This is a genomic window from Paenibacillus sp. WC2504 (assembly GCF_052682475.1).
Genome location: NZ_JBQZFH010000001.1, coordinates 7204645 through 7218755, shown reverse-complemented (window position 1 = coordinate 7218755; position 14111 = coordinate 7204645). Strand labels below are relative to the sequence as shown.

Genomic DNA, 14111 nt, shown 5'->3' with positions numbered 1-14111 from the left:
AACTACAGGGCGCTATTCGAGCGCGATCCGCCGAATTGGCTCCTGAGAGGAACTACAGGCCCTTATTTGGCCTCAAATGCCTGCATTTGAGCCGAAAACGGGGAAATAGCGTCCCGTAGTTCCCTCCGGCGCGTCGTAGAGCTGCTTTCCTGCAGAATAACGGCCTGTAGTTCCCTTTCGCTCTCGCTCCACGCACTTTGCCCTCCGCTCCTCATGCCCTCGCTCGCCTCACGCTCAGCTCTCCGCATCAGGCTCCTTACCCTCGCCAGGCCCATCCGAGGAATGGCTGCCATCCGAAGCGCCAACTTTACTCTCTTTCTGCTGCGCCTTCATCAGCTTATCCTTCATTTCATCCCGCTTAGTACGGCGGTCCTTTAATGAGGCGTGCTCAGGCGCCTCCGAGTAGGCTTTTCTTCTGCCAATCCGGCGCAAGTTTTCTGGCACCAAGTTGAATTTTTCATCTTTCATCAGCGCGATAATGCCCGTGCTTTCAGGCTGCTTCTCCACACCGTAGATTTCGTTGAAATATTCATCCGCCCGGCCCGGTACATAATTTTTGGGCTCTGGGTACCCAACGATGACGCCTTCGTAGTTGCGCAAAATAACCTTATCTTGGCTCTGCGAGATCAAATAGTTCGGCTGGAGCGCGATTTTTCCTCCGCCACCGGGAGCGTCAACAACAAAGGTAGGCACAGCATACCCAGACGTATGTCCGCGCAGCGCTTCAATAATTTCGAGGCCCTTGGACACCGGAGCCCGGAAATGGCCGATGCCTTCGGACAAATCACATTGATAAATGTAATAAGGGCGCACACGCATTTTGACAAGATCATGCATGAGCTTTTTCATAATGTAAGTGCTGTCGTTGATGCCCGCTAGAATCACGGACTGATTGCCCAGAGGAACACCCGCATCGGCGAGCATGGCGCATGATTTTTTTGCTTCCTCCGTCATTTCCAAAGGGTGATTGAAATGCGTGTTGAGCCAGACGGGATGATATTTTTTGATGATGGTACACAAATGCTCCGTAATCCGCTGCGGAAAAACAACCGGTGCCCTCGTACCGATCCGGATGATTTCAACATGGGGAATCGCCCGCAAATTTTTCAGGATATATTCTAAAATATTATCATTAATCAGCAGCCCATCCCCGCCGGACAGCAAAACGTCGCGCACCTCAGGCGTATTTCGAATATACGCAATGGCGTCATCCAATTGTTTTTTGGGAACACCCATGCCCACTTGACCGGAGAAACGGCGGCGCGTGCAGTAACGGCAGTACATGGAGCACTGATTGGTAACCAGAAAAAGTACCCGATCCGGGTAACGATGTGTCAAACCTGGCGTAGGAGAGTCTTCATCCTCGTGCAGAGGGTCCTCCAGATCATATTTTGTTTTCAGCAATTCGGCGGAAACAGGGACAGATTGCATACGAATCGGGCATCTTGGATCATCAGGATTCATCAAGGATGCATAGTAGGGGGTAATATTCAAAGGGATCGTCTGCGTCGAGATGCGAACGCCCTCTTCTTCCTCAGGGGTTAGATTCACCACTTTTTTCAAATCATCCAAGGAACGAATGGTATGTGTCAGCTGCCAAAGCCAATCATTCCACTGCTCATCCGTGACGTTTTTCCATAGCGCAACTTGCTTCCAGTGACGTCGTTCCATATTGGCACCTCCAGTAATGATGTTTGCTCAGTAATAGAAGATGCAAAAAGCATGCCAACATTTCCTCCTGACGCTGGAAAACGCAAAAAAGACTCCTAACGGAGTCTGACAGACTAAGGTTTTCTCACGATGCCGTAGCGATTAAGTTTATACTGCAGGGCTTGGCGTTTGATGCCGAGGGCTTGAGCGGTAAGGGTTATATTGTATTGATGGCGGGTGAGCGCGTTCACAATCGCTTCTTTTTCCAACTGTTTCACTTTATCGGTTAAGCCGGTTGAAATTGCCCCTTCATACTGTTTTTCATACCGCAGTGGGTGGATCCCCAAGATCGAAGCGGGGAGGTGCGCCTCTTCAATGATTTCGCATTCCAGCTCCATCATATTGTAGGTCGATTCGATCGCATGGCTCAGTTCGCGAATATTTCCCGGCCAGTGATAGTCGAGCAAACGCTGCATGGCTGCTGGCGCTATCCCCGTAATTTTCATACCAAACAAGTCATTAAACGTATCGATAAAATGGTTCGTCAAAATCGGAATATCCTCTTTGCGCCCAGCGAGCGGAGGAAGCGTCAGATTCACCACATTCAGCCTGTAAAAAAGATCGCTGCGCAAAAGCCCCTTATCAAGTGCCTCTTTTGGATCAATATTCATAGCGGTAATGATGCGGACATCCACCTGCTGCTCCTGTGTGCCCCCGACCCGGCGAACAAGCCCATCCTGCAGCACGCGCAGCAGTTTGGCCTGTAGAATTAAATCCAAGCTGTTCAGTTCATCCAGAAAAAGCGTTCCGCCATTCGCCTGCTCAAATAAGCCGGCACGGTCAATGGCCCCGGTAAAGGCGCCTCTTGCCGTTCCAAACATGATGCCTTCCATGAGCTCGTTGGGGACAGCTGCACAATTTTGCGCGATAAAAAGGCGGCTTCTACGGGCCCCGGCATTATGGATGCTCTGGGCTACTAATTCTTTGCCCGTGCCGGTAGGGCCGCATATTAGAACCGGCGAGCTTGTACGCGATGCTTTTTTGGCAAAAGAAATCGTTCGAAGGAAATCTTCGTTAGTGCCGATTAAATCGCTGAAATGGTAGCGGGCGGAGCTTGTGTGCTTCTTATCTTTGGAGGGGGACTCGTAAATTTGATGCCGAAGGTCCAGAATTTGATCGTGGAGATGAACGATGCTTGTGATATCTTTGGCCACTTCCAAAGCGCCGATGATGTCTCCATTTTCCAGAAGCGGGTACGTGCTGTTGATTGTGGTGATTCTTTTGCCAGTGACGCTGACGTACGTTTGGATTTTCTCACGAATTTCTGTGCCGGTTTGCAAAACCTTCATGAAGGTGCTCGTTTCATTGGTTAGAGAAGGGAACAACTCAAAAAAATTTTTCCCGACAACCTGCTCACGCTTCAGCCCATCCGTTTCCGCCATTTTATCATTATAAAAAATCGTGATTCCCCCACGGTCAATGAGATGAACACCGACATCAATGATATTCAGCATTTTTTCAAAATAAGCTGCGCCATGCTCGTTATGCCCGGACATGAAGTATCCCCCCTCGCGTAAGGATGGTTCCGTGATTCACTTAACATCTTATGATGGCGAGAGCGGAATAAGACCTGCAAATACAAAAAGCCGAAGGGACATGGCCCTTAACGGCTTCGGCTGTTAGGTATGAGTTCGATTAATGAGACAAGGCGGTTCCGATTAATTTCAGATACATCATGTCGCCTGTTTTTGCCCACATCAGAAAATGGTAGCGATTGAGCAGGACGTTCTTTTTCATGTCAGTTTTCATGTACAGCACCTCCTTTTTGTTAGTAGAAGAATTGATAGAGTAATAGATACTAGATTTGACCAAATCATAGAATTATATACATCGGAGATTGATAGCTTGAAAAAAAGCGGCAGAAATGCAAAGATGCCTTATATAGGATGAGGGTAGAAGGGAATGTGATCGTAATGTCAGAAGAACGATTAGCCGTATTAGAAGTACATATTGATCAGGCTGGTTATGACGAGGTTCCGGATATTATCAAAAACATTCATTTTGAGGTGCGGCAAGGTGAACTTGTAGGTCTGTTAGGTCCCAATGGAGCCGGCAAAAGCACGACGATGAAGAGCATCCTGGGTTTGCTGAAGGATTTTAAAGGGAAAATTTCTTTTATGGGTGAGCAAAAAAGCTACGCCTATATTCCTGAGCATCCTATTTTGTACGATGAGTTGACGTTGTGGGAGCATATGGAATTTGCTGCTTCCGTTTATGAACTGGATCGAACCGTATTCCTGGAGCGCGCGGATGATCTCTTGCACAGGTTTCGGCTGTTGGACGAGAAGCATCAATTACCGGGCAAATTCTCCAAAGGGATGCAGCAGAAAATCATGCTGATTCTGGGCTTTTTGAATAAACCGGACGTGTACATTGTGGATGAGCCATTCATTGGACTTGATCCGAAGGCGATCAAAGATTTCATTGGGATGTTAGATGAGGAGCGTAAGCGGGGCGCCGGCATTTTGATGAGTACCCATGTGCTGGACACAGCAGAACGGATATGCAGTTCGTTTGTGCTTCTGTCAGGTGGCAGACTGGTGGCTAACGGAACCTTGAAGGACATCCAACAACAATGCGGCATGCCGGACGCGCCATTATTCGATTGTTTCCATTCCTTACTCTAGAAAGGAGGGACCGTATTTTGAAAAACAGTTTTCAGCTTTTTGCTAGGCGCGTTCGATCGGATTGGTTTTTTCAGTATAAAGCGATGCGAATGGCTGTAGATTGGGTTATTGCGATCTATTTTGTCATTCCGCTGATCATTGTGGCTGGTTATCAATACTACTCTTGGTGGGTGGCTCAACCTTCTTGGTTTAGCTGGATATCCTTGTTTATGATTGGAACGGCCTTCTATGTGTTCACTTGGCTCGGGACCATTCGATACTTTGTTGAGGAAGGCGATCAGCTATTCCTACGGCAGAACCGGCGGTGGTTTCAGCATCTCATGCGACTCGGACATAGATATTCCCTTATGCTGCAGGGGATTACAACGCTTCTTTTGATGCTTGTGTTTCTTCCTTTGCTCGTTCAGGCGTATGGCTTTCGTGCACCTCAGCTGATTGCCCTGTGGTTGATTACTTATCTGCTAAAAATTAATTTAGGCTTACTTCGTCAATTGGTAGCCCTTCGTATGCAGGGAATCCTTCATTGGATGCTGCGGATCGTTGCTTTTGCAGGGCTGTTCTTTGTGTATCAAAAGCTGGTTACGGCGGTCAGTCAGGACGCACTTTATATTTGGGCGGTTCATCTGCTGTTACTCGTATTGGCTGTATACTTGAGCAAAGTACGTTTGCAAGAGAAAGGGGCTTTCTTCGCAGATATCGCCAGAGAGCGCGACTCGCGGATGCGGATTGTTTCTTTAATGTTAATTCGTGTTACGGAGAGAAAAAGAAAACCGAAGCGAAAGCGTCCCCTATTATTCAAAAATTCGCAACGTTTGTTTAAAGGGAAAGGCGCTGGTAACGGCATCGCTGATTTGTTAGTAAAATCGTTCTTTAGAAATGGCACGCAGTGGAAGCAAACGATACAGTTTGCCGCTCTGATTAGTGCGGCTATGTTTATCATGCCGGGACCACTAAAAATTACGATCTGGATTGTTGCCGCGTGCGCGTTGGTATTTTGGAGGAAATCCTTTTGTAAGGACGAGCTCAGGACACCCTTTTTAACGCTATTTCCTATCCAGGATACAGAGAAGCATCAAGCTCTCCAATTATCGACACCTATTCTTGTGCTGCCTGCGCTAATCCTGATTAGCCTATGTATGGGGATCTCCTTCTTCACTTGGTGGGGACCTGTCCTGATGGTTGGAGCTGCATTTCCTTTGGCTTATGGGACTTCTTCCGTATTTACAAGCTGGTATTGAATGGCGAGCGTTTCACTGAAATAAGCTATAGTTGAAAAGAACAACGTTGCAGACATACAGCGTTGTTCTTTTTTTGTGTGCATGAAAGTCTAATTAGAGGTTGTAATCCTTCTGGAACCATGGTATATTGCTAATCTGTCGTTCAAAGACAGGTTAAATAGCTCTCAGAAAAGTGTCGAAAAAGAATTAAAAAAAAAGCTTGCAAATCAAATTTCGACATGGTATATTACTTTTCGCTGCTTCGGTAACACGGCAGTGAGCGAAAGAAATTGATCTTTGAAAACTGAACAACGAGTGAGTAAGCACAGTCGAGTAATCGACTATAAATGAGATGAATAATCTCGCTAGCAAGTCAATTGAGCTATTCAGCTTTTCTATTATGGAGAGTTTGATCCTGGCTCAGGACGAACGCTGGCGGCGTGCCTAATACATGCAAGTCGAGCGGAGCACTTCGGTGCTTAGCGGCGGACGGGTGAGTAACACGTAGGCAACCTGCCTATAAGACTGGGATAACTATCGGAAACGATAGCTAAGACCGGATAACTGGTTTTCTCGCATGAGAGAATCATGAAACACGGAGCAATCTGTGGCTTATAGATGGGCCTGCGGCGCATTAGCTAGTTGGTAGGGTAACGGCCTACCAAGGCGACGATGCGTAGCCGACCTGAGAGGGTGAACGGCCACACTGGGACTGAGACACGGCCCAGACTCCTACGGGAGGCAGCAGTAGGGAATCTTCCGCAATGGACGCAAGTCTGACGGAGCAACGCCGCGTGAGTGATGAAGGTTTTCGGATCGTAAAGCTCTGTTGCCCTAGACGAACAGCAAGGTGAGTAACTGCGCTTTGTGTGACGGTATAGGAGAAGAAAGCCCCGGCTAACTACGTGCCAGCAGCCGCGGTAATACGTAGGGGGCAAGCGTTGTCCGGAATTATTGGGCGTAAAGCGCGCGCAGGCGGTTAATTAAGTTGGGTGTTTAAGCCCGGGGCTCAACCCCGGTTCGCATCCAAAACTGGTTGACTTGAGTGTAGGAGAGGAAAGTGGAATTCCACGTGTAGCGGTGAAATGCGTAGAGATGTGGAGGAACACCAGTGGCGAAGGCGACTTTCTGGCCTATAACTGACGCTGAGGCGCGAAAGCGTGGGGAGCAAACAGGATTAGATACCCTGGTAGTCCACGCCGTAAACGATGCATACTAGGTGTTGGGGATTCGATTCCTCGGTGCCGAAGTTAACACAGTAAGTATGCCGCCTGGGGAGTACGCTCGCAAGAGTGAAACTCAAAGGAATTGACGGGGACCCGCACAAGCAGTGGAGTATGTGGTTTAATTCGAAGCAACGCGAAGAACCTTACCAGGTCTTGACATCCCTCTGCAAGCTCTAGAGATAGAGCCCTCCTTCGGGACAGAGGAGACAGGTGGTGCATGGTTGTCGTCAGCTCGTGTCGTGAGATGTTGGGTTAAGTCCCGCAACGAGCGCAACCCTTGATCTTAGTTGCCAGCACTTCGGGTGGGCACTCTAAGATGACTGCCGGTGACAAACCGGAGGAAGGTGGGGATGACGTCAAATCATCATGCCCCTTATGACCTGGGCTACACACGTACTACAATGGTCGGTACAACGGGAAGCGAAGCCGCGAGGTGGAGCCAATCCTTATAAGCCGATCTCAGTTCGGATTGCAGGCTGCAACTCGCCTGCATGAAGTCGGAATTGCTAGTAATCGCGGATCAGCATGCCGCGGTGAATACGTTCCCGGGTCTTGTACACACCGCCCGTCACACCACGAGAGTTTACAACACCCGAAGTCGGTGGGGTAACCCGCAAGGGAGCCAGCCGCCGAAGGTGGGGTAGATGATTGGGGTGAAGTCGTAACAAGGTAGCCGTATCGGAAGGTGCGGCTGGATCACCTCCTTTCTATGGAGACTCGGGTCTGAAACGACCCAGTCAAGTGCGCAAGCACACAACGTTTACTCACTCGTGTTCAGTTTTGAAAGAGCAATCTTTCAAAATTAGTTGACAACCAACATCGCTTCGCGCATGTAATGGTTGCAACCTTGTTCCTTGAAAACTAGATAACGAAACAAAACGTAAAGTAAGAACTTAGGTAATATCTATACATGTTTTTTTCTAGGTTAAGCTAGAAAGAGCACACGGAGGATGCCTAGGCACTAGGAGCCGAAGAAGGACGTGGCGAACGACGAAATGCCTCGGGGAGCCGTAAGCAGGCTTTGATCCGGGGATGTCCGAATGGGGGAACCCAGCTGTGGTAATGCGCAGTTACCATGTAGTGAATACATAGCTACATTGGAGGCAGACCCAGGGAACTGAAACATCTAAGTACCTGGAGGAAAAGAAAACAAAAGTGATTCCGTCAGTAGCGGCGAGCGAAAGCGGAATAGCCCAAACCAAGGAGCTTGCTCCTTGGGGTTGTAGGACCTCAACATGGGGTTAGTTTGGTAGGCGAAGTGATCTGGAAAGGTCCGGCATAGAAGGTAAAAGCCCTGTAGCTTAAATCGAACGAATCCCCTAGAGGTATCCTGAGTACGGCGGGTCACGTGAAACCCCGTCGGAATCCGGCAGGACCATCTGCCAAGGCTAAATACTCCCTAGTGACCGATAGTGAAGCAGTACCGTGAGGGAAAGGTGAAAAGCACCGCGGAAGCGGAGTGAAAAAGAACCTGAAACCGTGTGCTTACAAAAAGTCAGAGCCCTCTATATGGGTGATGGCGTGCCTTTTGTAGAATGAACCGGCGAGTTACGTTCCCGTGCGAGGTTAAGTCGAAAAGACGGAGCCGCAGCGAAAGCGAGTCTGAATAGGGCGCTTGAGTACGTGGACGTAGACCCGAAACCGTGTGATCTACCCCTGTCCAGGGTGAAGGTGAGGTAACACTCACTGGAGGCCCGAACCCACGAATGTTGAAAAATTCGGGGATGAGGTGGGGGTAGCGGAGAAATTCCAATCGAACTCGGAGATAGCTGGTTCTCCCCGAAATAGCTTTAGGGCTAGCCTCGGATGTTGTGAGTTGTGGAGGTAAAGCACTGATTGGGTGCGGGGCCCGCCAAGGGTTACCAAGTCCAGTCAAACTCTGAATGCCACAAACTTAAATCCGGGAGTCAGACAGTGAGTGCTAAGATCCATTGTCAAAAGGGAAACAGCCCAGACCATCAGCTAAGGTCCCCAAGTGTGTGTTAAGTGGGAAAGGATGTGGAGTTGCACAGACAACCAGGATGTTGGCTTAGAAGCAGCCACCATTGAAAGAGTGCGTAATAGCTCACTGGTCGAGTGACTCTGCGCCGAAAATGTAACGGGGCTAAACACGCCACCGAAGCTATGGCTTGCACGTATGTGCATGGGTAGGGGAGCGTTGTATGTACGTTGAATTCTGACCGTAAGGACAGGTGGAGCGCATACAAGTGAGAATGCCGGTATAAGTAACGAAAAGATCAGTGAGAATCTGATCCGCCGAAAACCTAAGGGTTCCTGAGGAAGGCTCGTCCGCTCAGGGTAAGTCGGGACCTAAGGCGAGGCCGAAAGGCGTAGTCGATGGACAACAGGTGGAAATTCCTGTACCACCGTAGCCGTTATGAGCAATGGAGTGACGCAGAAGGATAGTGACGCGAGCTGATGGATGCTCGTCCAAGCAGTGAGGCTGGTTAGTAGGCAAATCCGCTAACCGTAAGGCTGGGCTGTGATGGGGAGGGAAACTTTAAGTACCGAAGGTCATGATTTCACACTGCCAAGAAAAGCTTCTAGCCAGGCGAAGGTGCCCGTACCGCAAACCGACACAGGTGGGTGAGAAGAGAATTCTAAGGCGCGCGGAAGAACTCTCGTTAAGGAACTCGGCAAAATGACCCCGTAACTTCGGGAGAAGGGGTGCCTCGGTAGGGTGAATAGCCCGAGGGGGCCGCAGTGAAAAGGCCCAAGCGACTGTTTAGCAAAAACACAGGTCTGTGCGAAGCCGCAAGGCGAAGTATACGGGCTGACGCCTGCCCGGTGCTGGAAGGTTAAGAGGAGTGGTTAGGGGGCAACCCCGAAGCTATGAATTGAAGCCCCAGTAAACGGCGGCCGTAACTATAACGGTCCTAAGGTAGCGAAATTCCTTGTCAGGTAAATTCTGACCCGCACGAATGGCGTAACGACTTGGGCGCTGTCTCAACGAGAGATCCGGTGAAATTTTAATACCTGTGAAGATGCAGGTTACCCGCGACAAGACGGAAAGACCCCATGGAGCTTTACTGCAGCTTGATATTGGACTTTGGTACGATCTGTACAGGATAGGTGGGAGCCTTTGAAGCCTGAGCGCCAGCTTGGGTGGAGGCGCCGTTGGGATACCACCCTGATCGTATCGGAGTTCTAACCTGGTACCGTGATCCGGTATGGGGACAGTGTCAGGTGGGCAGTTTGACTGGGGCGGTCGCCTCCTAAAATGTAACGGAGGCGTTTAAAGGTTCCCTCAGAATGGTTGGAAATCATTCGCAGAGTGCAAAGGCATAAGGGAGCTTGACTGCGAGACCTACAAGTCGAGCAGGGACGAAAGTCGGACTTAGTGATCCGGTGGTACCGAATGGAAGGGCCATCGCTCAACGGATAAAAGCTACCCTGGGGATAACAGGCTTATCTCCCCCAAGAGTCCACATCGACGGGGAGGTTTGGCACCTCGATGTCGGCTCATCGCATCCTGGGGCTGAAGTAGGTCCCAAGGGTTGGGCTGTTCGCCCATTAAAGCGGTACGCGAGCTGGGTTCAGAACGTCGTGAGACAGTTCGGTCCCTATCTGTCGCGGGCGTAGGAAATTTGAGAGGAGCTGTCCTTAGTACGAGAGGACCGGGATGGACGTACCGCTGGTGTACCAGTTGTCTCGCCAGAGGCACCGCTGGGTAGCTATGTACGGAGGGGATAAGCGCTGAAAGCATCTAAGCGCGAAGCCCCCCTCAAGATGAGATTTCCCAGTATGTAAGACCCCTTGTAGACGACGAGGTTGATAGGTTCGAGGTGGAAGTGCAGCAATGCATGCAGCTGACGAATACTAATCGGTCGAGGGCTTAACCTAATCCCAACCAAGTGAAGATAAGCTTTGTAGCGAATTCCGAGTACTTGATTGGGGCCCAGAAACCCTAAGAATTCCACTTTACGCAAGTTTCGTATCTAGTTTTCAAGGCGCAAACACGCTTTGACTGTTTGGTGATGATGGCGGAGGGGACCCACGCGTTCCCATCTTGAACACGACCGTTAAGCCCTCCAGCGTCGATGGTACTTGAACCGCAGGGTTCTGGGAGAGTAGAACGTTGCCAAGCAGTACCTTTTGCCCCAATACGGAGTTTCGTTTTGGGGAATTTTGGCCCGTTGGTCAAGTGGTTAAGACACCTCCCTTTCACGGAGGTAACAGGGGTTCGAGTCCCCTACGGGTCACCACAATTACCTGAACGCTTAGCTCAGCTGGGAGAGCATTACCTTGACAGGGTAAGGGTCGGCGGTTCGATCCCGTCAGCGTTCACCATTAAAAAAGTTAATCTTTATAACGCGGAGCCGTGGTGTAGAGGCCTAACATGCCTGCCTGTCACGCAGGAGACCGCGGGTTCGAATCCCGTCGGCTCCGCCATTCATCTTTTTGATTGAATGGGACAAACTAAAAGAAGTACATAAGGCTCGGTAGCTCAGTCGGTAGAGCAGAGGACTGAAAATCCTCGTGTCGGCGGTTCGATTCCGTCCCGAGCCACCATCTTTACAACTTAATATGCCGTTGTAGCTCAACTGGTAGAGCAACTGACTTGTAATCAGTAGGTTGGGGGTTCAAGTCCTCTCGACGGCACCACAAGCGCGCGTATGGCGGAATTGGCAGACGCACTAGACTTAGGATCTAGCGGGCGACCGTGGGGGTTCAAGTCCCTCTACGCGCATCACACAAGCAGGTAAGACCATTCTATGGTTTTACCTGCTTTTTTCTTTTAGTTTCCTCCCGTAACTTAAAAGAACGCTCATCCCCTGTTACATTACATAAGCAGGAAAGAGCGTTTGCACTTAATCCAATATGATAGAGGAACTAGAGGCCATTATTTCAATGAAAATAGGCCTATTAAGCAGATTGGCGGAACTACAGGCCACTATTTTTCCATTTGGGACTACTATATGGCTTATTTCACAGAAATAAGAGCCTGTAGTTCCCCAACAGTACGCGAAGCTCTGTTTTCTCCGAAATAGCGGCTTGCTGTTCCCTTAAATCAAGTCGCAACATCAATCATGCGATGAGTGTTTAGCCAATCGTTGAACCACCTGGTCCACCTTCTGTATATGCTGTGACATCCGACCTGCCGCAAGGGCTTCGTCCCCGGCAGCGATGGCATCGACAATGTCACGATGCTCCTGTAGTAGCTTCTCGGCGGACGCGAGCTCAGCAAAAAACCACAAACGACGAGAAGCCTTCATGCTCACCTGAAGCCTCTCCGTCAAAGACTCCATCATTCCGATCATGAGGGAATTATGAGAGGCTTTGGCGATTTCCAGGTGAAAGCGGATATCGGCTTGTTCACTATCTTCCTCGTTGCCAAGGGAGCGTTCCATCGACTGAAGAATGTCCCGAAGCTCCGCGATATTAGCTTCCGTCCGTCTACTTGCGGCCAGCGAAGCGCAGCCTACCTCGATGAATCTCCGCACCTCCTGCACTTCCTGTAGGGAGTCTCCTTGATCAAAGAGGTATCCGTTGTCCACAGGCAGTGGATTGCTCACGAAGGTGCCGCCGCCATGCCGGATATCCACCCATCCGATTGCTTTCAACCCGCTCAGTGCTTCGCGAATGGTCGATCGGCCGACTTGGAAGCTCGCAGCAAGCTCAACGACAGTCGGCAGCTTCGAACCTGGCGCATAAGTTCCTGACTCAATTTGCATCTTAATTTGCCCCATTACGATTTCGGAGCCCTTTTGCGGCCGTATCTGCTGAAATGCCATGCCAATTCCCCCATAAAAGATCTATACATCTATTCAATCATAAGCTAAAATAGAAGGAAAGTCATCTGATCACATGATCAATTATCATTGATAGTCATGAATAGTCCCATGGGAGGCTGCTATGCTCGATAACCAAATTAGACAAGAACTGTTCAATATTGTAGGCGAAAAGTATTTTAAAGATGATATGGAATCTCTCGTTACCCACTCGTATGATGGAACACCTATGCTCCAATCGCTGCCGGATGGTGTGATCTATCCCAAGGACACGGCGCAGGTGTCCGCGATTATGAAGGTGTTGAATGAGCATCGCATTCCGCTAGTCAGCAGGGGTTCAGGTACGAATCTATGCGGTGGAACCGTTCCCGTTCAAGGCGGTATTGTCATGGTTATGCACCTGATGAATGCAATCCTCGATATTGATATGCAGAATCTGACGGCAACTGTACAGCCGGGTATCATTACGAAGCAATTCATCGAGCATATTGAAAGTCTGGGTTTATTTTATCCACCAGATCCAAGCTCAATGGCGATCTCTACGATTGGAGGCAACATTGCAGAGTGCTCCGGAGGCCTGCGCGGTTTAAAATACGGCACCACCAAAGACTATGTGATCGGTTTAGAATGCGTACTGGCAAACGGTGAAATCATGCGTACAGGCGGTAAGCTGATGAAGGACGTGGCCGGCTATGATTTGACGAAGCTGCTGATCGGCTCAGAAGGGACGCTCGCTATCGTTACGGAAGCTACGCTCAAATTAATTCCGCCTCCAAAATATAAGAAAACGATGTTGGCCATGTACAAAGATTTATATGGCGCTGCTCGAACGGTCTCCAAAATTATTGAAAATCGCATCATTCCAGCTACCTTGGAATTTATGGATAATCCAACGATCCGCGTCGTAGACGATTTTGCGAAGTTGGGCCTACCGCTGGATATGGCAGCGATCCTCTTAATTGAGCAGGATGGCGAGATGGAAATGGTGGAGCGCGACATTGCCCGTATCTCGGAAATTTGCCGTGAAGAGCAGGCGCATGAAGTCAGCATTGCTAGCAATCAAGAAGAAGCGCTGAAGCTGTTGACAGCAAGAAGAAGCGCCTTCACGGCGCTTGCGCGTTTGCGTCCGACAACGATTCTGGAGGATGCGACGGTTCCACGCTCCAAAATTGCCGATATGGTGCTGGAGATTAACCGAATCGCCGAGAAGCATGGCGTGCAGATTTGCACGTTTGGGCATGCGGGAGACGGCAATCTTCACCCGACAGCTACAACGGATGCCAGGGATCATGATGAAATCCACCGTGTGGAGGCAGCTTTTGAAGAAATTTTCGAAGCGGCGATTCAGATGGGGGGAACGATTACAGGCGAGCACGGTGTCGGGCTTGTTAAAGCACCATTCTTGGAATGGAAAGTAGGAAGCAGCGGCATTGCGATGATGAAAGGGATCAAAGACGTCTTCGACCCGCATCATCTGTTGAATCCCGGCAAAATGTTTGCCAAAGAATCCAGACGCAGGGTGGTGATCGACCGTGGCTAAAGGGGCAACTCTCCAGGAAACGTTAATCCAGAAGCTGGATTACAATCAGTTGACGAACT

Annotated in this window: 6 protein-coding genes, 6 tRNA genes and 3 rRNA genes; 12 read left to right on the top strand and 3 right to left on the bottom strand. The window is 49.7% G+C overall.

Annotation, left to right across the window (positions count from 1 at the left end; translation table 11 throughout):
- Positions 1-234: 234 nt before the first annotated feature.
- Both ablA and ACUN27_RS32840 read right to left on the bottom strand, forming a co-directional pair.
- Entirely contained in the window at positions 235-1671 is a 1437-nt protein-coding gene (gene ablA / locus ACUN27_RS32845; protein WP_315956106.1) for a lysine 2,3-aminomutase, read from the bottom strand.
- Between the two features lie 113 nt (positions 1672-1784).
- Positions 1785-3206 (bottom strand): sigma-54 interaction domain-containing protein, encoded by a 1422-nt coding sequence (locus tag ACUN27_RS32840; protein ID WP_445560280.1) that lies wholly within the window; start codon positions 3204-3206, stop codon positions 1785-1787.
- Between the two features lie 417 nt (positions 3207-3623).
- On the opposite strand from ACUN27_RS32840, the gene ACUN27_RS32835 reads away from it, so the two are divergent.
- The 11 genes from ACUN27_RS32835 to ACUN27_RS32785 all read left to right on the top strand — a co-directional run bounded on the left by ACUN27_RS32835 (position 3624) and on the right by ACUN27_RS32785 (position 11470).
- The gene (locus ACUN27_RS32835; protein ID WP_326060925.1) at positions 3624-4337 is read left to right on the top strand and encodes an ABC transporter ATP-binding protein; all 714 of its coding nucleotides are present in this window, start codon (positions 3624-3626) and stop codon (positions 4335-4337) included.
- 17 nt (positions 4338-4354) lie between these two features.
- Positions 4355-5575: an ABC transporter permease gene (locus tag ACUN27_RS32830; RefSeq protein WP_315956103.1), complete on the top strand. Its 1221-nt coding sequence runs from the start codon at positions 4355-4357 to the stop codon at positions 5573-5575.
- A 376-nt stretch (positions 5576-5951) separates the two neighbouring features.
- A 16S ribosomal RNA gene (locus tag ACUN27_RS32825) occupies positions 5952-7487 on the top strand.
- Positions 7488-7703: 216 nt separating this feature from the next.
- A 23S ribosomal RNA gene (locus ACUN27_RS32820) occupies positions 7704-10623 on the top strand.
- 127 nt (positions 10624-10750) lie between these two features.
- A 5S ribosomal RNA gene (gene rrf / locus ACUN27_RS32815) occupies positions 10751-10867 on the top strand.
- The 16S, 23S and 5S rRNA genes sit together here with 6 tRNA genes alongside, the layout of an rRNA operon.
- Positions 10868-10910: 43 nt before the next feature.
- Positions 10911-10985, top strand: a tRNA-Glu gene (locus ACUN27_RS32810).
- 9 nt (positions 10986-10994) lie between these two features.
- Positions 10995-11070 (top strand) — tRNA-Val (locus ACUN27_RS32805).
- A gap of 25 nt (positions 11071-11095) precedes the next feature.
- Positions 11096-11172: transfer RNA gene (locus ACUN27_RS32800), tRNA-Asp, on the top strand.
- Between the two features lie 44 nt (positions 11173-11216).
- Positions 11217-11292 (top strand) — tRNA-Phe (locus tag ACUN27_RS32795).
- A 17-nt stretch (positions 11293-11309) separates the two neighbouring features.
- Positions 11310-11385, top strand: a tRNA-Thr gene (locus ACUN27_RS32790).
- Between the two features lie 5 nt (positions 11386-11390).
- Positions 11391-11470: transfer RNA gene (locus ACUN27_RS32785), tRNA-Leu, on the top strand.
- A 334-nt stretch (positions 11471-11804) separates the two neighbouring features.
- Here ACUN27_RS32785 and ACUN27_RS32780 read toward each other — a convergent pair.
- Positions 11805-12515, bottom strand: coding sequence for a FadR/GntR family transcriptional regulator (locus tag ACUN27_RS32780; protein WP_445560279.1), 711 nt, complete (start codon positions 12513-12515; stop codon positions 11805-11807).
- A gap of 121 nt (positions 12516-12636) precedes the next feature.
- Between ACUN27_RS32780 and ACUN27_RS32775 the strand changes: the two genes are divergently transcribed.
- Positions 12637-14052, top strand: coding sequence for an FAD-linked oxidase C-terminal domain-containing protein (locus ACUN27_RS32775; RefSeq protein WP_445560278.1), 1416 nt, complete (start codon positions 12637-12639; stop codon positions 14050-14052).
- The last annotated feature ends 59 nt before the right edge of the window (positions 14053-14111 follow it).

What these genes read in the sequence shown, in the direction of transcription:
- ACUN27_RS32780 (WP_445560279.1), bottom strand. Translation starts at nt 12,515, where the DNA reads ATGGCATTTCAGCAGATACGGCCGCAAAAGGGCTCCGAAATCGTAATG.
- ACUN27_RS32840 (WP_445560280.1), bottom strand. Translation starts at nt 3,206, where the DNA reads ATGTCCGGGCATAACGAGCATGGCGCAGCTTATTTTGAAAAAATGCTG.
- ACUN27_RS32775 (WP_445560278.1), top strand. Translation starts at nt 12,637, where the DNA reads ATGCTCGATAACCAAATTAGACAAGAACTGTTCAATATTGTAGGCGAA.
- ACUN27_RS32835 (WP_326060925.1), top strand. Translation starts at nt 3,624, where the DNA reads ATGTCAGAAGAACGATTAGCCGTATTAGAAGTACATATTGATCAGGCT.
- ablA (WP_315956106.1), bottom strand. Translation starts at nt 1,671, where the DNA reads ATGGAACGACGTCACTGGAAGCAAGTTGCGCTATGGAAAAACGTCACG.